The organism is Chryseolinea lacunae, from assembly GCF_016735595.1.
Lineage (GTDB): Bacteria > Bacteroidota > Bacteroidia > Cytophagales > Cyclobacteriaceae > Chryseolinea > Chryseolinea lacunae.
Genome location: NZ_JAERRB010000014.1, coordinates 134,851 through 156,908, shown reverse-complemented (window position 1 = coordinate 156,908; position 22,058 = coordinate 134,851). Strand labels below are relative to the sequence as shown.

The following is a 22,058-nucleotide window of genomic DNA, read 5'->3' as shown; positions in this document are numbered from 1 at the left end:
AATGAACTCAAAAAAAATATTCCCCGGTTTGTATTCCAGAATTCTGCTAACAGGACTTGCTGTGTTTGCCTGCGTGTTTGCGCGTGCACAACAGGCGCCGCTCGATTCGCTGCAACGCAAGTTCGATCGGTATCGCACCAATCGTTATCCGGAAAAAATATACGCCCACCTCGATCAATCACTTTACCTCACGGGCGAAACCCTGTGGTTCAAGCTCTATGTCGTGAACGGCACAACCCACACAACGTCCGACCTGAGCAAGGTGGCCTACCTGGAAGTGGTGGACAAAGACAAACAAACTTTTGTGCAGACCAAGGTTGCCTTGCACAACGGCACGGGAAATGGGTCAGTCTTTCTGCCAGCTTCGCTCACGTCTGGAAACTATGTGGTGCGCGTCTACACACGGTGGATGAAAAACTTTGCTCCCGAATTTTATTTCCACGCCCCCATCACCATCATCAATACCTTTCGCAAGCTTGACGTTGACAAGCCCACAGCATCGGCTCCCGAGATCCAGTTTTTCCCGGAAGGTGGAAACCTGGTGAAGGGAATTCCCGCAAAGGTTGCCTTTCGCGTGAGCGACAAAGCCGGAAAAGGAATACGCTTCAAAGGTGCCGTAGTGAACCAACTCAACGACACCGTGGCACATTTTGAACCGTTGAAGTTTGGCATTGGAAATTTTGTATTTACTCCCCAACCCGATCAGGACTATCGCGCGGTGATTTCCGATGAGCAGGGACGCAAGCATACAACAAAACTTCCCGCTGCCCTGGATGCGGGCTACACACTGCTTGTGAAAGACAGCGCAAACGATCTGCTGTCCATCAAGGTTCAGCAGAAGGGTGTGGCCTCTCCATTTGTATATGTATTTATCCATGCGCGCAACAGTGTGTCGTCGGCCACGGTAAATTTTCTGCAACAGGGAAGCACGACGGTAGTTGTTTCCAAAAAAGACCTTCAGCCCGGCATCTCACACATCACCGTTTTCGACGCCGACCTTCAGCCCCGGTGCGAGCGATTGTATTTTGTGCAGCCCGATAAAAAATTGACTCTCGCGGCCGAAGTCAGCCAGGCACAGTTCGGTGTTCGTCGAAAAGTTTCGATCGACATCACGGCGCGCAACGGACAACAACATCCCGCAGTCGCCAATCTTTCGATGGCGGTTTATAAACTGGATTCACTGCAGGGACCTCCACAAGAAGGTGCCTATAGCTATCTTTGGCTTTCGTCTGACCTGAAGGGCGCCGTGGAGTCGCCTGAATATTATGTGGAACACCACGACGCCGAAGCGTTGGCGGCAGCCGACAACCTGATGCTCACGCACGGATGGCGACGGTTCTCCTGGAACGAGGTGTTAACTCCGCCCGCAAAGGCTATCACGTTTATTCCGGAATACCGCGGGCACATCATCACGGGTCACATTGCAGCACCCGATGGCGGTGGTGCACGGGGCATCACAACTTACCTTTCATCGCCTTCAAAAAAAATTCAGCTCTACACGTCGGTGAGCTCGGCCGTTGGCGAAGTGCACTATGAAGTCGAAGATTTTATTGGTCCCAAAAAGATTATCGCGCAAGCCAACATGGCCAAAGACAGCGCGCGCGCAGGACGCATCACTATCGACAATCCGTTTTCGGAAAAGTTTGCGGCCTACAAATTTTCGCCGTTCACGGTTTCGTCTTCCCTTCAAAAATCGCTGCTTACCCGCAACATGGGCATGCAGGTGCAGGACATTTTTTATCAGGACAAGCTGAACATTATTTCAAACGCGGTGAAAGACAGCTCCGCATTCTATGGCAAGCCCGACGCACAGTATTTCCTTGACGACTACACCCGCTTCACCGTGATGGAAGAAGTGATGCGCGAATACGTGCCCGGTGTGATGGTGCGCAAACGCAAAGACGGTTTTCATTTCATGAACATCAACGATGTGCACAAGGGTGTGTTCAGCGAAGACCCCATCGTGCTGCTCGACGGCGTGCCCGTGTTCGACATCGACAAGATCATGGAGTTCGATCCCCTGAAGGTGAAAAAACTGGAGGTATTTACGCGGCGCTATTATGTGGGCACCGTGTCGATGACAGGGCTTGTGAGCTACACCACCTACACGGGCGACATGGCGGGCTTTGTGCTGGACCCCAGGGCGATGGTGATGGACTATGAAGGTCTTCAACTGCAACGCGAATTCTATTCGCCAACCTACGAAAACCAAAAGCAGCACGACAGCCGATGGCCCGACCGTCGCAGCGTGTTGTTCTGGGCGCCACAGGTGATCACCAAAGACGGCAAGCAACATGTGGAGTTCTATACGTCCGACGTCACGGGCGACTATACGATCGTGATTCGTGGCCTCACGGCCGATGGCCAGTCGGGCTCCACCGCCCAATCGTTTTCGGTGAAGCAGTTTGATCATTGATTTTTTCTGTGTAGAAATTCCTGTGCAGGTTCGGTTGGTTTGCTGCCCTTCTGTCTTTCCGGTTTGGTGAGGAAACCATATCTTTCGTAACAACACCGGACATTTAAAAACACATCTCGTGCTGCGCAACCGCATTGCTGTTAAAATTGCTTTCTTCATCAACGGATTCATTCTGGCCAACTGGGTGTCGCGATTGCCGCGCATCCAGGAGCTTTATGATGCCGACAACGGCGAGATTGGTCTTGTGCTGCTGGCCACATCGTTTGGTGCTGTGTTGGCCATGCCTTTTGCCGGTTGGGTGATCATCAAGAACGGAAGCCGTCGCATCACGTTGCTCACCGCCATTTTCTATTGCGCAGTGGTGCCACTCATTCCGTGGATGCCAAACCTGCAGGCGCTCGTAGTGTTGTATTTTCTGATGGGGCTTGCAACAGGCATGTTCGACGTGGCGATGAACTCGCAGGCGGTGATGGTAGAGCAAAATTATCGAAGACCCATCATGACTTCCTTTCATGCGTTGTTCAGCATCGGCATGATGCTTGGCGCGTGGTCGGCCGCGTGGTTCAACGACTTGGATATCGATCTTGCTCATCACCTTGCGTGGGTTGTTGGGGCATCGCTGTTGGCCGTGGCCTGGTCCAGTGGAAATCTTGTTCACGACAAACCCGATCCTGCGGTGAAGCACGATGGCCCCTTGTTCCGCCTTCCCACGCCATCGCTCATCAACATTGGCATCATTGCGTTTTGCTGTATGATGGGCGAAGGTGCCATGGCCGAATGGACTGTGAACTACATGGAGAACATTGCTCTTTCTTCCAAGTCGCTTGCCCCCATTGGCCTCTCGGCTTTTGCCTCCGCCATGACGCTGGGTCGTTTGTTTGGTGATCAATCGCGCATGGTGCTTGGCGACCGGAAGATGATCGTGATCGGAGGTCTGCTGGCCGTGACGGGATTGTCGTTGGCCATCGCGTTGCCCCAACCGTATGTGTCGATCGCCGGATTTTTTCTGGTGGGCCTGGGGCTTTCTTCGATCGTGCCCATTGCCTACAGCATTGCGGGTAGCACGCGCGAACTGCCTTCGGGTGTGGGATTGGCCATGGTGACCACGGTGGGCTATGCGGGCTTTCTGGTGGGGCCGCCGTTGATCGGGTTCATTGCCAACGCGCAAACCCTGCGTGTGGCCCTGGCCCTTGTGGCGGCATTGTTTGTGCTCATGACCATCCTGGGCATTCGCTATAAATCAAAAGCATCATGAACATAAAATTTGAAGAGTCGGAAACCCGTGGGTCATTTTTTGTTGAAGACAATGGCGTGCGTCAGGCCGAGATGATTTTCACGAAGGCCGGTGCCACGCGCATCATCATCAATCACACCGAAGTGTCGGATGCGCTTCGCGGCCAAAGCGCCGGTAAGCAGCTGGTGGCTGCAGCTGTTGACTATGCACGCACACATGCCCTGAAAATATTTCCACTCTGCCCGTTTGCCAAATCGGTGTTCGACAAAACTGCGGAATATCAGGATGTGCTGGATAAATGAGTTAGGGATTTAATTGCGTGGCCTTCACGCGATACACATTGCCGTCGTCGCCGGGCATGAGCTCGCCCAGGCGCTGGTAAATTTCAACCACCGAGCTGTCGTATTGCAGGGCTTCCTGATAGAGCGGGATGGCTTTGGCTTCTTCACCTTTTGTGTCGTAGAGGTAGGCCATCACGTGACAGAGCATGCGGGTGCGCGACGCTTCATCGGCATACACCTTTTCATAGAGCGGCAGGGCCGTGTCGTATTCCTTTCGGGTATAGTATGTATCGGCCAGCAACAGCCGCGATTCATTGTCGTCGGGATTATCTTCGACGAGTGGGGTGAGTATGGCTATTGCGTCGTCGTAGCGTTGGAGATTGAAGCAGGCCGCCGCCTTTGTATAGGAAGCCGCCGTCATGTCGGCATCGATGGCCAGCGCGCGGTCGCAGAGCAGAATTGCCGAATCATTTTGGTTGAGCATCGACATCGCTTTTGCGTGACCGAGAAATGCTTCCTTGTAGTCGTCGTTGCGTTGCCAGGCTTTGCGATAGTGAACGCGGGCCGAGTCGTATTGCTGTTCTACAAATTCCTGTTCGGCCATTTGAAAATAATAGTCCGCATCGGGACCATCACCACCCGACAACACGCTCAGGAGAATGGTGATGAAAATGGAAAACATAAACACCACGAACACGACCACCACAAGTTTACTTCGTTGTTGCTGTGCGTTCGCGTTGCCGTGAGCCCGATCGGAGTATCCCCGATTTCCCTGCCCCTTTGCAAAACGTTGCCCCAGCACTTTCAGAAATGTGGCAGCGGTGAAGGGCGCATCCTTTTGCGCGTAGTTTTGCGTGGTGCGCTGTGCGGGCGTGTGGGGCGTGCGCGTGTAGAGGCCCAGCGAAAAGAACAGCACGGCGATGCCCAGAAAAATAGACACAAACGAACCGTCGACCGACGAGAACAACGCCATGGCAAACAAAAAGAAAACGCTCAACGCGAAATAGAGCCGTGTTTTGTTTTTTGAAGAACCGGAAGAGGAATCGTTGGTCATGTTCTTCGAAGATAAGATTTTTTAGTCCATATGACGGATCACTTCATTCTCGTCGATGCGAATGTCGTCTTCACCCATTTCGTCGAAGGGATGTTCTAGGTGGTCCTGAATGTTGTCGAGGCTCACCAGGATGAAGCTGTACAACACGGGCATCACATATTCGAGCGACGACGAAAAATCTTTGAACGTGCTGGCAAAGTAAGGGCCGTAGATAATGGGGAAAATATAAATGAACACTTTGCTGTAGGCCCGCAGCGTGATGGGTGTGCGATAGGCATGAATGATCCGCAGGTTGTCGAAGGCGATAATCATTTTGCTGACATACTGGCTCAGGCGCGAAAACTCGCCGCTGGGAATGCCGTGGCGACGAAACGTTACGGTGACTTCCGACAGCTGTGAAAAATACTGAAATATTTTTCGTTCGTTCTCCTCCCAATCTTTCCGGTGCTGCGACGTGAACATGGCGCGCATCAGGGTGAGCATAGACGCTACCAACGAGCGCACCTGCACCGGCAGGTCGTTGTCTTTGTCGCTGGTCCAATCGCGCGAAGCATAATACAACGCAATGGCGTGGCCCTTGAAATCGGAGAAACGTTGCAGGGCTACTTCCCTGCGATTATAGGCCGACCCGATCGAAAACACCACGGGAAACACAATGGCCACCCCCACCAGCATGTCGGGAAATTTGGCGATGAGGCCGAGGTGATAACAAACATAGGTCGATATGACGGAGAGCGATGTGATGATCAGCGTTTTGTAGTTGATGATCAAAAAAAAGCTCTTCAGTACTTTCATCATGATGTGTTAGACGTTTTAAAACCACCCGGGCAACCCCCGTTGGTATTATCAAAGAAATGAAAACCTGCTAAAAATGCCAAAAGCCCTAACAGGGCTTCTAGCGGGGCTCCAATCGGGAATTGAAATATTATTCGTCCAGGATTTCTACTTCCACGCGCACGTTCTTCTTGGCGTTCACGCTGCTCTTGTCATATACCGGACGTTTGCCACCCCATGCTTTGATTTCCATGCGGCTGGCTTCGATGCCTTTGCTTTCCAGATATTGTTTGATCACTTCTGCGCGTTTAAACGAAAGGTCTTTGGCCGACCCAACACCTTGCACAGAGCCGTCGAGCGTGAAAAATTTCTTCTCCGGTCCTACGCTGATGATCTTGCCGTGGTAGTTGCCGTTGGTGTGGCCGTGCAGGCGGATGCGGTACTTCGGATTTTCTTCCATCATCGCCAGCAGGCTGTTCAGCTCGTAGGTCGACTCGGGCAGCATAAGGGCTGCGTCGTTGAAGAAGTAGACGTTATAAAGTGTGGAGATATCGCCCCGGTGATAACGCACAAGATCAAAGTTGATGACCAGCGTGGTGCCCATCAGGTCGATGTATTCTTTCACTGTGTCGGCCAGCGGCAGCGGGTAGTTTATCTCCTGCTGAATTTTGCGATAGCCAAATGCGTCGCACACCAGGGTGAGCTGACCCGACTTGCTTTTGGGATCGGGCAGGATGAGGTATTCATTTCCCTTCACGCGTGTGATGAGGCGCGAGCGATCGGTGTCGATCACCTGCACATCGCCGGCCACGATGCGGTTGTTGCGGGCATTATAGAGACTGAGGAACACTTCGGTGTTGCCGAGCGTCATCACTTCGTGTTGCAGAATTTCAGGATTGTCGATAATGTCTGCCGTAGTCTGCGTGGTGTCGGGCTTGGGTGCTTCGCCTTCCGGTGCTTTTGTGGCAGGCACAGGTTGGGGTGTGGGCTGCCGGTTTGTTGGCCTCACGGGTGTTGTGCGTGTTTCGGGAACGGCCGACGAGGCAGTTGCCGGAACAATATCGCCGGGCACGACGCGCACCCAGGCATTTTTAAATTCTTCCTGGCTGCGCACCGATTTCATGTACTTCAACGACTCTTTCAGGTTGTCGAAATACTTGAGGTAGACAAAGAAGAGGCCGCGCGAGGCGTTATAGCCATAACTGGCTTCAATGCCTTTCAGCTTCAAAACATCTACATAGTTCTGCGCTACGTTCTCGCGGGTCTTTGCATAAGCGTTGGCCACCACATAATAGCCGGGTGACAGCTCGTTGGACTCTTGCGAAAAAACTTGACCGGAGATGCACAACAGCCCGAAAAGGAGGGCGAGTCTCGTTAGGTTCTTCATGTAAGGACTGTGTTCTTTTGTGCGATTAATTTTTAAAAATATCCAATTTTTTAATCTAATCAAGCTTCTCAATCGATTAATTGAATACTTTTTAGTGTATGGTTTTAAACTTTTCTTTCAGAAATCCGAGTCCATAGCCCCACAATTGCAGCAAGGCCGCAGGCACCGACAGCAGCGCCACCGTAACATCTTTGTTGACGCGCAGCGAATCGACAAAGATCGCCAGCAGGTAGACCACAAACCCCGCGAAGGCCAGCACGAACAGCGGCCAACTCACCAACGGAAGGAATAGGAGGACACCTGTGCCCAACAGAAAAACAGCCGGAAACCAATGTGCAAGTTTCACTCCGCCGCGATGCACACGACCGATCTGAATGCGCCCCTTGCCAAAGTTCGACACCTGATGATAGAACTGACCAAACGATGTGCGTCGTTTATGATAGACAAAAGCTTCGGGAATCAGGGCCACGCGAAATCCCATGTTGCGCATGCGAATGCTGAACTCGATGTCTTCGGCAAAGCGGTCGAGTTTGAAACCTTGTGTGGCCTCGAACACCTTGCGCGAGATGCCCATGTTGAAGCTGCGGGGCTGAAAGGCGCCCACATGTTTTTTGCCGCCACGAATGCCTCCGGTAGTGAGCACCGACGCCATGGTGTAGCCCATCGCGCGTTGCACGGGTGTGAAGTTGGCGTGCGCACGATCGGGGCCGCCCCAGGCATCCCATCCATTTTCCTGCAATGCCTTTTCAACCGAAACCAGATAGTCGGGTGGAATGATGCAGTCGGAATCAAACACAATAAAATATTCTCCGGCTGCTTTCGCGTATCCAAAATTGCGACTGGGTCCGGGGCCTGAGTTGGGTTTAAAAAAATAATGAAGAACAAGTTTGTCGCGATAGGCATCCACCACCGTGTCGCAGCGAAGTGTCGAGCCGTCTTCCACAACGATCACTTCAAAATCGCGGAAGGTTTGCGTTGCCAGACTCGCCAGCAATTCGTCCACTTCCTGCGGGCGGTTGTAGACGGGAACAACAATGGAATAGCGCGGACTTCTCATGCGGCAAAATAAGCAGAAGTTAGACATTAAGGATTAAAATTGTATTTTCAGGGCGTTGCCGCAAGCGACATGCTCATGAGCCCGGGCATGACGCTGAAGACTTTTAACCGTTTACACTTTTATTGTTAGTTCGTTACACCTATGAAAAAATTACTGTTCGTCCTATGCAGCATAGGATGGTGCACTACGAGTGCGCAAAAACTCACCATCGAAAAACTCGATGCCCTGGCCGACGTACACGCGCGAAATTCGTTCGCCGAATTGTATGAACTGTTAAGCCTTCCCAACGACGCACACATGCCCGGCGACATCGAAAAAAATGTGCGCTGGTGCGAAAGCGCGTTTGCCAAGCGAGGCTTCACCACCAAACGCCTCAACACCTCCACCGTGCCGTTGTTGCTGGCCGAACGCAAGAGCCGCCAGGCGAAGAAGACCGTGCTGGTCTATCTGCAAATTGATGGTCAGCCCGTGAAGGCATCGCAGTGGGAACAGGAAAGTCCATGGAAGCCGACGCTGAAAACAAAAGACGCGCAAGGCAACTGGAAAGAAATTCCCTACGAAAAACTGAACGGCAGCTATGAACGCGACTGGCGCATCTTTGCACGCTCCACCGCCGACGCCAAAGGACCTGCCGCCGCGTTCCTCGCCGCTCTCGATGCGCTGAAAGCGTTGAAGACCGAAAGCAACTTCAACCTGAAAGTGATCATGGACTTTGAAGAAGAGCTGGGCTCACCCCATTTGCCCAACGCCGTCACAGAATATAAATCGGATCTCGCCGCCGACATGCTCATCATCTTCGATGGCCCGCAACACATCCGGAACGAACCCACGCTCTCCTTTGGCGCACGTGGCATCTGCGACATTACGCTTACCACGTTTGGTCCGCGTGTGCCCCAGCATAGCGGCCACTATGGCAACTATGCACCCAACCCCGCCCTGCGCCTCTCGCAACTGCTGGCCTCCATGAAAGACGACGACGGCCGTGTGACCATTCCTGGTTTCTATGACGGCGTGGTGCTGAGCGACGACGAGAAAAAAATTCTCGCACGCGTGCCCGACAATGAAGACGAAATCAAACAGAAACTCGGCATCGCCACCACCGACAAAGTGGGAAACAGCTATCAGGAATCCATTCAATATCCATCGCTCAACATTCGCGGACTCGATGCACTCTTTGTGGGCGAAGAAGCCCGCACCCTCATTCCCGCGAAAGCGGTAGCCGAACTTGACCTGCGCCTCGTGCCGGGTAGCGACCCCGTTAGGTTGATCAACCTCGTGCGCAACCACGTGAAAGCCCAGGGCTATTATTTTGTGAAAACAGAACCGACCGACGAAGAGCGTCAGCAATATCCGAAGATCGCTTCGTTCAATGCAGCCGTGTCGTATGAAGCGTTTCAAACACCGTTCGATTCGGAGTGCGGTGTGTGGCTTAGCAAAGCTATGGTGAAGGCCTATGGCAAAGAGCCCATCAAGATCCGGATGGCGGGCGGCTCCATTCCCATCTCGCCGTTTGTGGTCACACTAAACATTCCCGCGGTGGCCGTGCCCACGGTGAATCCCGACAACAACCAGCATGCGGAAAATGAAAACATCCGCGTGGGGAACTATGTGGATGCGGTGAAAACCTTTCTCGCCATATTAACAGAAAAGCTTTGACGGTGGTCAAAGCTTTTCCTGTATTCTTAAAATCGTGTGAAAGATCAATCCAGAACTTTTGCCTGTTCGGCTTCGGCTAGCCCCACTCTTTCAATCACCAGATAGTCGCGTTTGGAGAGCGATTGCATCGCGAACATTTCTGCCAAAAATCCGGTCACAAAAAGTTGCACGCCGATGATCAGTGCCACCAGGGCCAGGTAGAATATCGGTTGATCAGTGATGTCGCGTTTGATGGGGACCTTGGAGATGAAGAGCGCGTTGATTTTATCCCAGAAGAGTTTGCAGGTGAACAGGAAGCCGATCAGAAATGACAGTGTTCCCCACGTGCCAAAGAAGTGCATGGGCTTTTGGCGGAAGCGGCTCACAAACGTGATGGAGATGAGGTCGAGAAAGCCGTTGATGAAACGCTCCAGCCCAAACTTGGTGACACCGAATTTGCGTTCGCGATGTTCCACCACTTTCTCGGTGATTTTGGTGAAGCCCGCCCATTTGGCAATCACCGGAATGTAGCGGTGCATCTCGCCATACACCGTAATGTTTTTCACCACGCGCGATTGATAGGCCTTCAGTCCACAATTAAAATCGTGGAGTTTGATGCCCGAGAGTTTCGCGGTCACGTAGTTAAAGAATTTGGAGGGAACGGTTTTCGACAGTGGATCGTGGCGTTTCTTTTTCCAGCCCGACACCAGGTGATAGCCGTCGGTGGTCACCATCTTGTAGAGTTCCGGAATTTCGTCGGGGCTGTCTTGCAGGTCAGAGTCCATGGTGATGACCACTTTGCCCTGGGCGGCGCGGAAGCCGGTTTGCAGGGCGGCCGACTTGCCAAAGTTCCGGTTGAAGCGAATGCCCTTGATGTTGGGGTTGGTCTCGTGCATGGTCATGATCTGCTGCCACGTGTTGTCGGTGCTGCCGTCGTCGATAAAAAGTACCTCATAGGAAAAGCCGTGTGTTTGCATCACACGGCTTATCCACTGGCACAGTTCGGGAATAGATTCCTCTTCGTCTTTTGCAGGGACGACCACTGAAATATCAAGGTTCATGCGGTTGATTTAAAGCGCTGTTTCGGGGCGCGGCTTCTGCATGACAATCGACACCAAAAGGCCGATCACCACAGAGCCAATGATCCCGAAAACAATCCCAAAGATAAGAATGGCTTCGGCATTGGTGAACATATCCACAAATTTCATGGCCATTTCAATCTGCTCGTCCGATTGGCCTTTGGCTTCCATTTCGGCCTGGGCGGCCTCGCGGATTTTGGTGATGTAGCCGGTGTCTACAAACTTGATGTAGATGTAGGTGAAAATACTCGACAACACAGACGAGACCACTCCGGTCCAGAATGCAATGCCGATGCCCTGGCCGTAGGACATAAAGCTGTCGCCGTTGTCTCTGTAGTACTTTTGGGCCAGGAAAATGATCACGATGCTGACCAGGGACATTCCCCATTTGGCAATGCCTTTTGACATGTCTACGTCGGCCAGGTTGAGGCCCACGAAGTAAACGATGCCGATCACGCCCATAATAACGCCGTAACGAATGCCGGTTGAGCGGGTGGTGATTTCTGATGCTGCAGATTCAGTCATAATTGGTTAGGTTTTAGGTTGTCGTCTAAGAATTACGGAAATAATAATATTCACGAAAAAGCCGATCATCAAACCTTGCATAAAGTAGGTCACGGCCAATTTCCACATGTTAGTCGTGGGCAGGGCCTCTAAATTACGCGCATACACTTCCTTCCCGATTCGTTCGATATCTTCTTTTGGAAAAGCCTTCACATAGGCCGTCATTTCAGTGATGTAGGTAGTCACAAAACCGTTGTCCCACGTTCCAAAAATCAGCAGCAGCACTGAGGTAATGGTGGTCATGAGCATCACCACCGCCAGGCCACCCAGCATGGCCTGCCAGAAATAAAGCACGCCCTCCTGGTCATAGTCTCTGAATTCGCGCAGGGTAAAATAAATAAATACGCCGAACAACAGTATCCGGAAGTCCAGGTAGGGAGCAACCAGAAAGGGGTGGCGTCCCATGTAATACATCACGATGAGCATGATGAACGCCAGTATGCCGCCCACGGCCCCATAGCGCGCAGAGATGCGAAAGAGTTTTGAAGTCATGCGAAGAGTCGCTGCGTTAGTCGTCTATTTTGTTGCGGCCGTTGTTGAAGACCGCGATCACTTTTCCTTTGATTTGCCGGTTCAGCCACGGCGAGTTTTTGGCCCTTGAATAGTTGGCCCGCTCGTCGAACAGCCAGCTTCGGTTGGGGTCGAACAGGGTGAGGTTTGCTTTTTCCTCCACTTCAATTTTCGGAAGTTCCAGACCCAACAGCTTGCGGGGGTTTACCGTCACTTTTTCGATCAGCGTGTCCCACGCCACGGTTTCGGCCAGCGCAGCCAGGTGCATGCCAAAGGTTTGGAGGTTGATCATGCCGAAGTCGGCCAGGTCGAACTCCAGGCTTTTGCTTTCGTCTTCGTGTGGTGTGTGGCCCGAGCAAAGCACGTCGATGGTGCCGTCTTTCAGCGCCTTGATGAGCGCATCGTTGTCGGCCTTTTCGCGCAGGGGCGGATTCACTTTATAGTTGGTGTCGAACGTGGCCAGCAGGCTGTCGTCCAGCAGGGGCTGGTAGATGGCGATGTCGCACGTAACGTTCAGTTTCTTTTTGGCGGCACGGATCATGTCTACCGATTTGCCGGTCGATATTTTCGCGAAGTGCAGCCGGCCGCCCGCATAGCCCAGCAGTTCCAGGTTGCGGCCCACGGCCACGTCTTCGGCAATGCGCGGCATGCCCTTCAGCCCCAGCATGGTGCTGTTGATGCCCTCGTGCATCTGGCCAAACAGGTTCAGCCAGATGTCTTCGGGATGATCGATGATGAGGCCGTTGAATTTTTGCACATACTGCAACGACTTCAGGAAGATGTCGGTGTGCCAGATGGACTTGAGACCGTCCGTGAAAGCCGCTGCGCCCGCTTCGTGCAGGTCGATCATTTCGGTCAGCTCTTCGCCTTTGTTGTTTTTGGTGACGGCCGCCAGCGGATGTATTTGCACCAGCTGGGTGTCGTTGCCCTTCACCAGGTAGCTGATTTCGTTTTTGGTTTGCACGCAGGGCACGGTGTTGGGAAGCAGGGCAATGCCCGTGAACCCACCCGCTGCAGCCGCGCGCGACACCGACTCCAGATCTTCCTTGTGTTCCAGGCCCGGGTCGCCGGCAAAAGTGCCGATGTCGAACCAGCCCGTAGACAGCTTCATGCCGTCGGCTTTGATCACCTTGTCGGCCGTGTAGTTCTTGTCACCGATTTCGATGATGCGGCCGTTGTTGATTAAAACATTTTTTTCTTTTTGATGGAAGGACGAAGCAGGATCAAGAATTTCAGCGTGTTGTATGAGTATCTTCATGCTTACTAGTGTTCACGGGTTTGATTCCGGTGTTGCTGTGATTTTTTCAGGATACGGAAACGTCAATCATCTTCTGCACCAGCACAATGTTGGCACAACACTGCTCAATTCCGTCGGGCTGAAGCTGGAGGAACCGGTGCACATATGCCATTTTCATTTCGCGTGTTTACTTTAAGAACCTGATCAGCAGAATTTCCGCCAGGAGGAAGGTCAGCGCCAGCAACAGCGCGTATTTCCACAAAGGTGTGCCCAAATATCGCTCCTTTATTTCTTTGCTGAAAGCATCGGCCGAGCCAACCTTAAAAATTGTGATGTTGTCGCCGCCGCCCAGCGCGGCCTTCACCTCTTCGCCCGAAAACTGGGCCATGAGCGATTCGGCCTTGTCGAGGTTGAAAGCCAGCAGGTTAATGGTGTCGCGGCGCATCACCACGTTATAGAATCCCTTCACGATCGAAAACTTGGGGATATCAAAAATCACATCGTCGTTCACGTTGCGCTGTGCTGGCACCACCTCTTCGGCGCCCACCCACCGCAACGGCTCCTCCCCTTTCAGGCTGTCGACGTGCAGGGTAATAAAATCTTCCGACAGGGTATAGTAGGGTTTCAGTTCGTTCCGTTTTCCGCTGGCGGCCATCCGGTACATCACCGGCACAAACACGGCGTGGTTAAAGAAGTCGGTCTGGTCGGCCTCCAGCGCGCAGGCCATCACATAGAGCTTGCCTTGCTGGGCAAACATCGACAGAAACGGCGTGCCATCCTTGAACTTCAGCAACGCCGTGTTGTCGGCACCCCAATCCAGCCGTCGTGTCGCTTTGGGCATGGCAAGGGCCACCGACTTCTCTTCGAAGATGTTTTCGAAAAACGGGTTGGAGAAATCGGGCCGGTCCAGTTCGGCCGGTGTTTTGTTTTCGGTGAGCTTCAGGGTCGGCAATTGCAGGAAGCCCCGGAGGCTCGCCGCGTCGGGTGTCGATCCCGGCACCACCAGCAACGTGCCCTGGTCTGACACATAGCGGCGCAACGCTCCCCCTAGTGATGCGTCGATGCTGTTGAGCCCATTCACCACCACCAGGTCGGCTTGCGGCAACAGGCTGTAGTTAAAATTGTTGACGGGGTAGGATGCAAAGCGGAACACGTCTTTGTTGCCAAATACTTTTTCTACCACGGTGGCACCCGGCGTGTTCTTGATTTCGAGCACGGTGATTTTGTCGGTGAAATTCAGGGCCACAAAAAACTCGTTGTCAAAGCTCACGGGAAAGTCGTTGAACGTGATTCGCGCTTTGTTCAGGCCCGATAGCCCGGTGGTGAGGTCGAACGTGGTTTCGGCGATGCCCGCCTGGGGCACGTTGAGCAGCGACGTGCCGGCCTGCACGCCGTTGATGGTGAGTTTCAGGTTGAGCTGTTCCACATCCTTGCGGCCATCGTTGCGCACCTTCACGTGCAACACGTTTTTGCCGCCGCCTGCCGAGAAGGGATTTTCGAGATAGGCCGAGTCCACAAAAACATTCGAGAGTTGTCCAAAGGCAATGGGCACCACGTGCAGCCGTGTGCTGCTGTCGGGCGCGGTGGTGATGGGACCCAGCGTTGACTTCTGCAGGTCCGACACCCAGAAGATTTCCGGGTTGCGCCGCGTGCCTTCCTGGCGGATGCGTTCCTGTATTTCGGCATACGTGCGGCTCACCGGCGACAGACGCACCTGGGTGAGCAGGTCCAGTACTTCGGCTTTGGTTTTATAGGTGTTAGAAAAAGGAGAAAAGTCGTTGGTGATGAGCCGGTAGCGGGTGTCGGGCGGAAACACGTCCACAATGCTGCGGGCGAAGCTCACGGCGGCGTCCAGGCCACGGGTTTTGTCGTCGGTTTGGGCCGACATGCTTTGGGAGTTGTCGAGGTAGAGCACGATGTTCTGGTTGGCGCCCATTTGCTCGCGCGCGGGAATGACCGGCTGGCAGAAGGTGACGACCAGGAAGAACAGGAACAGCAGCCGGGCCGCCAGAATGAGGTAGTGCTTCAGCTTGCGCTTGGCGGTTGACGCTTCCTTTACTTGCTTCAGAAACCGTGTGTTTGAAAAATATACCCGGGTGGTGCGGCGGAAATTGAATAAATGGATAATAACGGGAACAGAGAGAACGGCCAATGCCCACAGAAAAGAAGGGTATAGAAAACTCATGCGAACAAAACTAATTAAAAAAGGGTGCTTCCGACATCCCGTTCCTATAAACGCCCCGCCCCGAGGGAGATTGTTGAAACTTTATCGCCCACCCGCCTCATCCTCAAAAAAAATCACAGCCCAGGCAACGCCCGGCGCGGTGGCCGCATTTCCAAAGCATAACCCTAATCGCAAGCAAGACCTTGAACGAACCCGAGCTGGTGAAGCAATGCCAACAGGCAAACCCGAAAGCACAGGAGCATCTCTATGGCCTGTATTCCGATCGGCTTTACCGGCTCGCCTGCCGCTACGTGAAAAGCCAGCCCGACGCCGAGGATGTGCTCATCCGGGCGTTCACCAAAATTCTGCGCGGCCTCACCACCTTTCGCTATCTGGGCGACGGGCAGTCTGGAAGGTTGGATGCGCAAGGTGGTGGTGAACGAGGCGCTCATGTGGCTGCGCCAGCGTCACAACTTCAACCTCATGGAAAGCCTGGATGCGTCGTTGCCCGAAGCGGACCTCAACGCCTTTGCCGAGCTGGACGCGGCCGACGTCTATGCGTTCATTGCGCGGTTGCCCACGGGCTATCGCACGGTGTTCAACCTGTTTGTGGTGGAGGGCTACGATCACGACGAGATTGGCCGCATGCTGCACATTGCGGTGGGCACGTCGCGGTCGCAGTTGTTCAAAGCAAAAGCCTTGTTAAAAAAAATGATGTCGCAGGAGGGATTTCACTATGGAACATGAAATTGAAAAACGCATTCGCGAAAAAGTGTGGCAAGCCGAAGCAATACCCGTTGCGTGGTCGAAGCAGGCCGCGTGGCAATCCGTTCGCAAAGCCGAGCAGCCACGGTCAAGAAATAGCTTTCGGTATGTTGCCGCTGCCGCGTCGGTGTTGATGGCGCTTTCGTTTTTTTCGGATGACCTGCTGCTACAAACGCATACTCCACACGTGGTCGTATATGCAATGCCTGAGGGTATGCCGCAGTCGTCTATTCAAAAAGACGATTGCATGTCAGAGGCTTTGCAGAAGGCTGAACATCCGGAACCGTTTCTCACACTGACATCGCGTGGTGATCTGCGTGGCACGCCTTCTCATCGCGATCCCGAAAGAATGAATAACACCACCACACCAAGCGACACGCTGTCGTCTATCGCCGGACCTATCACACTGGAAAAATGGATGCAACAGGACATCCGAAATGAATCAACCGACACGATTACACATCCCGTGCAACACAAAAAAGTCATTCACGCCATCGTCGGCATCCTGGAAACGTCATCGAAAGACACCTTGGTGGAACACAAACAAAAAGTGTCGCGGCTCAAACTTTTCAAACGCCACGAGCGCGATTTAAAAAACACGCTAGACGATCAGGAGAAAAGCATGACGGCCCGAATTAATTAACGGGTCGCGAAAAACGTTCCGCATCATCGACTTTCAAAGACTCATAACCACTTCGTTCCGCCAACATGGGTCGAACCTGGAATCGGCTTGGCCAGCAAAAACAAAATACAACCAAGAAATCAAAACCATAAAAAAACATGAACAGCTTAACCCCTTTCAGCACAAAAAACATTCTGGTGTTTATGGCCTTCGCTTCCCTCCTGCTCGCCGTGTGGCATGATGGCGCGGCGCAAAGCGGCAACGGCAGTGTGAACTACCATCCACGCAACACCGGTGACCACAACGCAAACTTTCATCCCGACACGGTGCGCGTTGAATTTCCAGAGCATCGCGCCGTTGTGTCGTTTGCCTTGCGTCGATACAAACGACACAATGCATTCCTGAAAGATTTTCCCACAGCCCTCCACGAAGTGCTCGACGTGGTGCGCAAGAGCATAGCCGACACAAACGTGCCGCAAAAAATAACCGTCATCTACAAACCCGACGAGCAACAGGAAATCACGTTGCAACCCGGCAGCACCGTGACCACCGTCACCACGCAAAAAAATAACATCCTCAGGTTGCTTCCTCCCGGGTGGGAAATTACCATGATCACGCGCGATGTGAACGTGTGGCTTTATGCCGAATCGTTCGCAGGACTCGAGGCCCTCGCGCAGGAAGACTACAGCCAGCTCATCACCACCATCGACGCCTCGCTCGCCTCGGTTTCGCTGGGCAAGAAAAGCATCAAGGCCCGCCTGGTGGTGCAGCAACACCAGATCAAACAACAGAAGGTTGACTATAACTATCCCGCCGACATGATCGGCCTAACGGCCAGCGTAGGCGCGGGCTTTGTGCGCGAGAAATTTTATCCGGAAGCGTCAACAAGTCTCGCGCTGTATTTCGCAGACCACTATCAACGGCTCAACCACCGGGTGGAGCTTATCTACAACGCCATGGTTTTCACTGAGCGGGCGGGCGAGGGAAACTATTCCACCCACGTCAACTCGTTTCTGTCGCTGGCCTACAGTCACAACTGGAACCGCACGGGTGGCCGCGAGCGGTGGGGCGGTTTGGGGCTGGGCTACCAGGTGGGTCGGCAAGGCGACTACTTTAAAGGCAAAACCGCGAAGCTATTTTTTGTGTCCGACATCGGCAGCACCAAACTCAACCTTGTGCCGGAGTTCTACCTGACGAACGATCTGAAAACATTTGCCTTTGGATTGAAGCTGAACTACACGTTCTGAGATTCACCAGAACGCTACAGAAAAAAATTATGCGTTGTGCGCCCCACTGCAATCCAGTTGCAGTGGGGCGCTTTTTCTTTGCGAGCATTCGCTTCGGCGGGTTCTTTGGTGGCGGTAGAAAATAATCGTCTGTTGTTTCCTCAACCAACAAGCCCGGTCTCTTTTTCAAGAGCCGGGCTTTTTGCTATGGCCTTCAACAGGTTGTTATTACTTGGCGCCTAACATTAACATTTCGCCGACGGTGATTTCGGTGATGTAGCGTTTTTCGCCCGAAGCATTTTCATACTCGCGGTGCACGAGCTTTCCCTCCACGGCAATTTCCTGTCCTTTCTTCAAATACTTTTCGGCAACATCGGCCAGCTTGCCCCACACCACCAGGTTGTGCCATTGCGTCTCTTTCACTTTTTCGCCTTTGTCGTTTTTGTAGGCATCGTCGGTGGCCAGACTGAACGACACTTTTTTTGTTCCACTGTCGAAGACGCGGACTTCGGGATCGCGGCCCAGGCGACCAATGAGTGTGACTCGGTTTCTCAGATTTTTCATATCGTTAACATTTAAAAGTTTAAACAGCACAGCATCCAACAGGGTGGCTACGGGCTGAAATTTATGATACTAAAAATCAAAGTAGAATTTAAGGCTAGCCGTATGTTAAACGTTTAATTTCGGTTATATTCGTTCACCGTTGTTTGCAACGCCAGCGTTATATGCCAGATCAAAATACCAGATACTGCCTTGAGTGCGGCACCGAAGTGAGGGGCAGGCTGGATAAAAAATTTTGTGACGATCAATGCCGCACGCAATACAACAATCGTCTCAACCGGAAAGAAGCCATCTACATGCGCACCATCATCCTGGTGCTTCGCCGAAACCGGCGCATTCTCAAATCCCTTAACCCGATGGGCAAAGCCAAAGTGAGTTCCGAAAAAATGAAGCTCAAAGGGTTTGACTTTTCCTACTTCACCAACATCTCTAAAACACGCAACGGTCGTTGCTATTTCTTTTGTTTTGATCAAGGCTATCTTCCCGTCGAAAAGGGATACTGCCGGCTGGTGACCAAAAACAAAAACACCGGACTGTAACCGAAAGCAGGTCACACACATCACGTCCATCATGGTTCAGGTTACACGGCGAATTTGTATTTTAGCTTTACGCCACCACCACCATGATCCGCATCAACCTCATCTCCGGGCCACGCAATATCTCCACAGCCCTCATGTATTCTTTCGCACAACGGCGTGACACCACGGTGCTCGACGAACCTTTCTATGCGTTCTATCTCCGGCAGAGCGGCGCGCAACATCCCGGCAAGGAAGATGTGATGCGTGCGCAGCCGCCCGACGATCAGGAAGTGTATCGCAACGTGTATGGCACCTGGAGCACGCCGGTGCTCTTCATCAAAAACATGGCACATCACCTGGAGCTAATGAATGAAGCCCAACTGGCGGACCTCACCAATGTGTTCCTGATCCGCAACCCGCGACAGATCCTTGCCAGCTATGCACAGGTGATTGAAGCCCCAACGTTGCGCGACATCGGCATTGAATACCAGGCTTCGTTGTTTAAACGCTTAAGAGAACAAGGACACACGCCGCTGGTGATCGACGCGGGCACGGTGGTGGAGCAACCCGAGGTGGTGTTGCGAATGTTGTGCAACCGCATCGGCATACCTTTCATGACCGCCATGTTGCAATGGCCAGCAGGTCCCAAGCCATACGATGGTGTGTGGGCTTCGCATTGGTATGCCAACGTCCATCAGTCAACCGGCTTCAGCCGACAGACCACCAGCGATCGTCCGTTGCCACCCTACCTGGATTCATTGAACAGCCTTGCCCAACGACACTATGAAGTGATGTTACCATTTTCGCTACGACCTTGATCGAAAGTCGGATAAGTTTCTATCTTTATATCTGACCCGTTACCCGCCGCAGCACTAAGCTTTAACAAAGGGCGAACCGTAAACAAAACAAATGCAAGGCTGTTACGCTATGGAGAAGACACGTAGCGTAGCGGTTAATTACACAGACTACGTATGCTACAAAAGTATGACGCCAGAAACGCCGACATCATGGTGCATGTTGGAGGAAAGCTTGTGCATCGCGCCGACGCCAAGGTGTCGGTGTTCGACAGTGTGGTGCAAGGTGGAGACGCCGTGTGGGAAGGGCTTCGCGTATATGACGGTGGCATCTTCTGTCTTGATCTTCACCTGGAACGACTCGAAGCATCGGCACATGCGCTGGCCTTTCGCGACATCCCACCACGGGCATTGATCAAGCAGGCCATTGTTGAAACACTGCGGGCCAATGGCATGCGTGACGACACACACATACGCCTCACCCTGACCCGGGGCGAGAAGGTAACATCGGGCATGGACCCTCGGCTGAACACAAAAGGATCATGCCTCATTGTGTTGGCAGAGTGGAAGCCACTGGTCTATGACAACACTATGGGTATTCGCGTTATTACTTCTTCGCAACGCAGAAACAACCCGCAGTTCTTGGATTCTAAGGTTCATCATAATAACTTGTTAAACAATATACTCGCTAAGCTTCAGGCAAACGTAGCGGGTGTAGATGCTGCCGTTATGCTGGACCCTCAAGGCTTTGTAGCAGAACTTAACGATACCAATCTTTTTATGATAAAAGATGGAGTAGTATTTACCCCCTATCCCGATGCATGTCTTCACGGCATAACCCGTAAGCTTGTGATGGACATCTGTGGTTCGCTGAACCTGGCCTTGCACGAACGCAACCTTTCCCTTACTGAATTCTACACAGCCGACGAAGTATTTGCCAGCGGCACCATGGGCGAGCTCACGCCTGTGGTAGAAATGGATGGACGCAAGATCACAAACCGTTCCGGCATGAACGTGCTGGAGAAGATACAAGCGCAACTGCACTTGCTTATACCCAAACTATCTGAACCCTTATTATTTTAAACCTATGGCGAAAACAACCAAACAACCCAAATTCAAAGCCTTGTCAGGTGAAACCTGGAAGGAGTTGAAACTGAAAAAAGGTACCACGACGAAACGCTATGCCGTTTCCGACAAAGGTCGCATTGTGAGCTTCAAGGAAAAACTGGAAGACGGCTACGCCCTCAAGCCACGCCTCACGCAAGGTTATCCGAGCATCACCATCGGCCGGGAAGAAACCCGCCAGAACTACTACATCCATCGCCTGGTTGCGGAATACTTTTGCAAACAAGCCAGTCCCACCTACAACTTCGTGATCCATGTCGATCACAAAAAAGAAAACAACAAATCGGCAAACCTCAAGTGGGTGAAGCACGACGATCAGATCAAGCACGCCCTCAAAGATCCCAACGTGATGGTGCGCATGAATCCTGATGAAGGCCCCAAACTCACGGCCGACAAAGTGAAGTCTATCAAGGTGGCACTCTTCAAATCGAAAAAGCAACCGACGTTGAAAGCCCTCGCCAAAAAATACAGGGTTTCCGACATGCAGATTCACCGCATCAAGACCGGTGAAAACTGGGGACACGTGAAAGTTTAGTAATAACTATTGATTGATCATAAACAACCCATTCCCCCTTTCGCCAGAGAGGGGGATTTTTTTGACATAAAAAAAAGGCCTGCACGTTCGCGCAGGCCTTTGTGATATGTTCAGCAGAAACGCCGGTTACTCTTCTGTTGTGGGAATGTTCTTGTGATAGCCGCTGGCCAGGTGGTTGAACGGAAACTCTACCACAAGTTCTCTTCCCTCCACGTGGGCATGAATGTTAGTCACGTCTACGAAGTAAGGCTGAGGTTCGTTGTAAACCGTGTGGGGCAGTTGAAGATCTTTCTCAAACGATGTGAAGCTCCGCACATAGTATACAGACACCGTATTGTTGTTAACTTCTATTTGAATCGTTTCAGGATCTATGCCAGGAACCTTCACGCGCATCTCCTTGAAGTTGTCGTGTTTCTTCACGTTGATTACGGGTTCAGTTCTTCCTCCGTTCAAAGCGTTCATTACGTCCACAGAAGTAAGCAACTCCAAATAATGTTCTCTTTTCATATTTTTTTCTCCT

23 protein-coding genes are annotated in these 22,058 nt (G+C 52.4%); 10 read left to right on the top strand and 13 right to left on the bottom strand.

Features of this window, described 5'->3' with window-relative positions; all coding sequences use genetic code 11:
* Position 1 precedes the first annotated feature (1 nt).
* The 3 genes from JI741_RS28250 (at position 2) to JI741_RS28240 (ending at position 3,952) form a co-directional block, all read left to right on the top strand.
* Entirely contained in the window at positions 2-2,416 is a 2,415-nt protein-coding gene (locus tag JI741_RS28250; RefSeq protein WP_202015433.1) for a hypothetical protein, read from the top strand.
* Between the two features lie 118 nt (positions 2,417-2,534).
* Positions 2,535-3,671 (top strand): MFS transporter, encoded by a 1,137-nt coding sequence (locus JI741_RS28245; protein ID WP_202015431.1) that lies wholly within the window; start codon positions 2,535-2,537, stop codon positions 3,669-3,671.
* Entirely contained in the window at positions 3,668-3,952 is a 285-nt protein-coding gene (locus JI741_RS28240) for a GNAT family N-acetyltransferase (RefSeq protein WP_202015429.1), read from the top strand. Before JI741_RS28245 ends, JI741_RS28240 begins: the two co-directional genes overlap by 4 nt.
* Position 3,953: 1 nt before the next feature.
* On the opposite strand, the gene JI741_RS28235 is transcribed toward JI741_RS28240, so the two are convergent.
* The 4 genes from JI741_RS28235 to JI741_RS28220 form a co-directional block, all read right to left on the bottom strand.
* Positions 3,954-4,985 carry a tetratricopeptide repeat protein gene (locus JI741_RS28235; protein ID WP_202015427.1) on the bottom strand — a complete coding sequence of 344 codons (1,032 nt, stop codon included), beginning with the start codon at positions 4,983-4,985 and terminating at the stop codon, positions 3,954-3,956.
* Between the two features lie 21 nt (positions 4,986-5,006).
* Positions 5,007-5,783 carry a hypothetical protein gene (locus JI741_RS28230; RefSeq protein WP_236676311.1) on the bottom strand — a complete coding sequence of 259 codons (777 nt, stop codon included), beginning with the start codon at positions 5,781-5,783 and terminating at the stop codon, positions 5,007-5,009.
* A gap of 127 nt (positions 5,784-5,910) precedes the next feature.
* On the bottom strand, positions 5,911-7,146 hold the full coding sequence (locus tag JI741_RS28225) for an OmpA family protein (RefSeq protein WP_202015425.1): 1,236 nt from the start codon (positions 7,144-7,146) through the stop codon (positions 5,911-5,913).
* A gap of 91 nt (positions 7,147-7,237) precedes the next feature.
* Entirely contained in the window at positions 7,238-8,203 is a 966-nt protein-coding gene (locus JI741_RS28220; RefSeq protein WP_202015423.1) for a glycosyltransferase family 2 protein, read from the bottom strand.
* A 141-nt stretch (positions 8,204-8,344) separates the two neighbouring features.
* Between JI741_RS28220 and JI741_RS28215 the strand changes: the two genes are divergently transcribed.
* Positions 8,345-9,859: a M20/M25/M40 family metallo-hydrolase gene (locus tag JI741_RS28215; RefSeq protein WP_202015421.1), complete on the top strand. Its 1,515-nt coding sequence runs from the start codon at positions 8,345-8,347 to the stop codon at positions 9,857-9,859.
* A 44-nt stretch (positions 9,860-9,903) separates the two neighbouring features.
* On the opposite strand, the gene JI741_RS28210 is transcribed toward JI741_RS28215, so the two are convergent.
* From JI741_RS28210 to JI741_RS28185, 6 genes are all read right to left on the bottom strand, one after another.
* Complete coding sequence (locus JI741_RS28210) at positions 9,904-10,899, bottom strand: glycosyltransferase family 2 protein (RefSeq protein ID WP_202015419.1); 996 nt, start codon at positions 10,897-10,899, stop codon at positions 9,904-9,906.
* Between the two features lie 9 nt (positions 10,900-10,908).
* Complete coding sequence (locus JI741_RS28205; protein WP_202015417.1) at positions 10,909-11,442, bottom strand: DUF4199 domain-containing protein; 534 nt, start codon at positions 11,440-11,442, stop codon at positions 10,909-10,911.
* A 6-nt stretch (positions 11,443-11,448) separates the two neighbouring features.
* A complete protein-coding gene (locus JI741_RS28200) occupies positions 11,449-11,973 on the bottom strand; it encodes a DUF4199 domain-containing protein (protein ID WP_202015415.1) in 525 nt (174 codons plus the stop codon).
* A 16-nt stretch (positions 11,974-11,989) separates the two neighbouring features.
* Positions 11,990-13,249, bottom strand: a complete 1,260-nt coding sequence (locus tag JI741_RS28195) for a dihydroorotase (RefSeq protein ID WP_202015413.1) — start codon at positions 13,247-13,249, stop codon at positions 11,990-11,992.
* Between the two features lie 166 nt (positions 13,250-13,415).
* Positions 13,416-15,413, bottom strand: coding sequence for a vWA domain-containing protein (locus JI741_RS28190; protein WP_202015411.1), 1,998 nt, complete (start codon positions 15,411-15,413; stop codon positions 13,416-13,418).
* A gap of 164 nt (positions 15,414-15,577) precedes the next feature.
* A complete protein-coding gene (locus JI741_RS28185) occupies positions 15,578-15,844 on the bottom strand; it encodes a hypothetical protein (RefSeq protein ID WP_202015409.1) in 267 nt (88 codons plus the stop codon).
* On the opposite strand from JI741_RS28185, the gene JI741_RS28180 reads away from it, so the two are divergent.
* The 3 genes from JI741_RS28180 (at position 15,843) to JI741_RS28170 (ending at position 18,026) form a co-directional block, all read left to right on the top strand.
* Positions 15,843-16,139, top strand: coding sequence for an RNA polymerase sigma factor (locus JI741_RS28180; protein ID WP_202015407.1), 297 nt, complete (start codon positions 15,843-15,845; stop codon positions 16,137-16,139). The genes JI741_RS28185 and JI741_RS28180 overlap by 2 nt on opposite strands.
* Entirely contained in the window at positions 16,129-16,800 is a 672-nt protein-coding gene (locus JI741_RS28175; protein ID WP_202015405.1) for a hypothetical protein, read from the top strand. Before JI741_RS28180 ends, JI741_RS28175 begins: the two co-directional genes overlap by 11 nt.
* 137 nt (positions 16,801-16,937) lie before the next feature.
* A complete protein-coding gene (locus JI741_RS28170) occupies positions 16,938-18,026 on the top strand; it encodes a hypothetical protein (RefSeq protein WP_202015403.1) in 1,089 nt (362 codons plus the stop codon).
* Between the two features lie 207 nt (positions 18,027-18,233).
* On the opposite strand, the gene JI741_RS28165 is transcribed toward JI741_RS28170, so the two are convergent.
* Together JI741_RS28165 and JI741_RS33250 are read right to left on the bottom strand one after the other, a co-directional pair.
* The gene (locus JI741_RS28165) at positions 18,234-18,569 is read right to left on the bottom strand and encodes a single-stranded DNA-binding protein (RefSeq protein WP_202015401.1); all 336 of its coding nucleotides are present in this window, start codon (positions 18,567-18,569) and stop codon (positions 18,234-18,236) included.
* Positions 18,570-18,682: 113 nt separating this feature from the next.
* Positions 18,683-19,138 (bottom strand): hypothetical protein, encoded by a 456-nt coding sequence (locus JI741_RS33250; protein ID WP_439647557.1) that lies wholly within the window; start codon positions 19,136-19,138, stop codon positions 18,683-18,685.
* Between the two features lie 50 nt (positions 19,139-19,188).
* Here JI741_RS33250 and JI741_RS28155 point away from each other — a divergent pair, with 50 nt between their 5' ends.
* From JI741_RS28155 to JI741_RS28145, 3 genes are all read left to right on the top strand, one after another.
* Complete coding sequence (locus tag JI741_RS28155; protein WP_202015397.1) at positions 19,189-19,902, top strand: sulfotransferase-like domain-containing protein; 714 nt, start codon at positions 19,189-19,191, stop codon at positions 19,900-19,902.
* A gap of 153 nt (positions 19,903-20,055) precedes the next feature.
* Positions 20,056-20,961, top strand: a complete 906-nt coding sequence (locus JI741_RS28150; protein WP_202015395.1) for an aminotransferase class IV — start codon at positions 20,056-20,058, stop codon at positions 20,959-20,961.
* 4 nt (positions 20,962-20,965) lie between these two features.
* Positions 20,966-21,538, top strand: a complete 573-nt coding sequence (locus JI741_RS28145) for an NUMOD4 domain-containing protein (protein WP_202015393.1) — start codon at positions 20,966-20,968, stop codon at positions 21,536-21,538.
* Positions 21,539-21,664: 126 nt separating this feature from the next.
* Here the strand turns inward: JI741_RS28145 and JI741_RS28140 are convergent, their stop codons facing one another.
* Positions 21,665-22,045, bottom strand: a complete 381-nt coding sequence (locus JI741_RS28140; protein WP_202015391.1) for an Hsp20/alpha crystallin family protein — start codon at positions 22,043-22,045, stop codon at positions 21,665-21,667.
* Positions 22,046-22,058 lie beyond the last annotated feature (13 nt).

What these genes read in the sequence shown, in the direction of transcription:
- JI741_RS28225 (WP_202015425.1), bottom strand. Translation starts at nt 7,146, where the DNA reads ATGAAGAACCTAACGAGACTCGCCCTCCTTTTCGGGCTGTTGTGCATC.
- JI741_RS28250 (WP_202015433.1), top strand. Translation starts at nt 2, where the DNA reads ATGAACTCAAAAAAAATATTCCCCGGTTTGTATTCCAGAATTCTGCTA.
- JI741_RS28230 (WP_236676311.1), bottom strand. Translation starts at nt 5,783, where the DNA reads ATGATGAAAGTACTGAAGAGCTTTTTTTTGATCATCAACTACAAAACG.
- JI741_RS28185 (WP_202015409.1), bottom strand. Translation starts at nt 15,844, where the DNA reads ATGAGCGCCTCGTTCACCACCACCTTGCGCATCCAACCTTCCAGACTG.
- JI741_RS28190 (WP_202015411.1), bottom strand. Translation starts at nt 15,413, where the DNA reads ATGAGTTTTCTATACCCTTCTTTTCTGTGGGCATTGGCCGTTCTCTCT.
- JI741_RS28155 (WP_202015397.1), top strand. Translation starts at nt 19,189, where the DNA reads ATGATCCGCATCAACCTCATCTCCGGGCCACGCAATATCTCCACAGCC.
- JI741_RS28150 (WP_202015395.1), top strand. Translation starts at nt 20,056, where the DNA reads ATGCTACAAAAGTATGACGCCAGAAACGCCGACATCATGGTGCATGTT.
- JI741_RS28175 (WP_202015405.1), top strand. Translation starts at nt 16,129, where the DNA reads ATGGAACATGAAATTGAAAAACGCATTCGCGAAAAAGTGTGGCAAGCC.
- JI741_RS28140 (WP_202015391.1), bottom strand. Translation starts at nt 22,045, where the DNA reads ATGAAAAGAGAACATTATTTGGAGTTGCTTACTTCTGTGGACGTAATG.
- JI741_RS28170 (WP_202015403.1), top strand. Translation starts at nt 16,938, where the DNA reads ATGAACAGCTTAACCCCTTTCAGCACAAAAAACATTCTGGTGTTTATG.
- JI741_RS28235 (WP_202015427.1), bottom strand. Translation starts at nt 4,985, where the DNA reads ATGACCAACGATTCCTCTTCCGGTTCTTCAAAAAACAAAACACGGCTC.
- JI741_RS33250 (WP_439647557.1), bottom strand. Translation starts at nt 19,138, where the DNA reads ATGATGGACGTGATGTGTGTGACCTGCTTTCGGTTACAGTCCGGTGTT.
- JI741_RS28165 (WP_202015401.1), bottom strand. Translation starts at nt 18,569, where the DNA reads ATGAAAAATCTGAGAAACCGAGTCACACTCATTGGTCGCCTGGGCCGC.
- JI741_RS28210 (WP_202015419.1), bottom strand. Translation starts at nt 10,899, where the DNA reads ATGAACCTTGATATTTCAGTGGTCGTCCCTGCAAAAGACGAAGAGGAA.
- JI741_RS28180 (WP_202015407.1), top strand. Translation starts at nt 15,843, where the DNA reads ATGTGGCTGCGCCAGCGTCACAACTTCAACCTCATGGAAAGCCTGGAT.
- JI741_RS28145 (WP_202015393.1), top strand. Translation starts at nt 20,966, where the DNA reads ATGGCGAAAACAACCAAACAACCCAAATTCAAAGCCTTGTCAGGTGAA.
- JI741_RS28195 (WP_202015413.1), bottom strand. Translation starts at nt 13,249, where the DNA reads ATGAAGATACTCATACAACACGCTGAAATTCTTGATCCTGCTTCGTCC.
- JI741_RS28215 (WP_202015421.1), top strand. Translation starts at nt 8,345, where the DNA reads ATGAAAAAATTACTGTTCGTCCTATGCAGCATAGGATGGTGCACTACG.
- JI741_RS28205 (WP_202015417.1), bottom strand. Translation starts at nt 11,442, where the DNA reads ATGACTGAATCTGCAGCATCAGAAATCACCACCCGCTCAACCGGCATT.
- JI741_RS28200 (WP_202015415.1), bottom strand. Translation starts at nt 11,973, where the DNA reads ATGACTTCAAAACTCTTTCGCATCTCTGCGCGCTATGGGGCCGTGGGC.
- JI741_RS28220 (WP_202015423.1), bottom strand. Translation starts at nt 8,203, where the DNA reads ATGAGAAGTCCGCGCTATTCCATTGTTGTTCCCGTCTACAACCGCCCG.
- JI741_RS28240 (WP_202015429.1), top strand. Translation starts at nt 3,668, where the DNA reads ATGAACATAAAATTTGAAGAGTCGGAAACCCGTGGGTCATTTTTTGTT.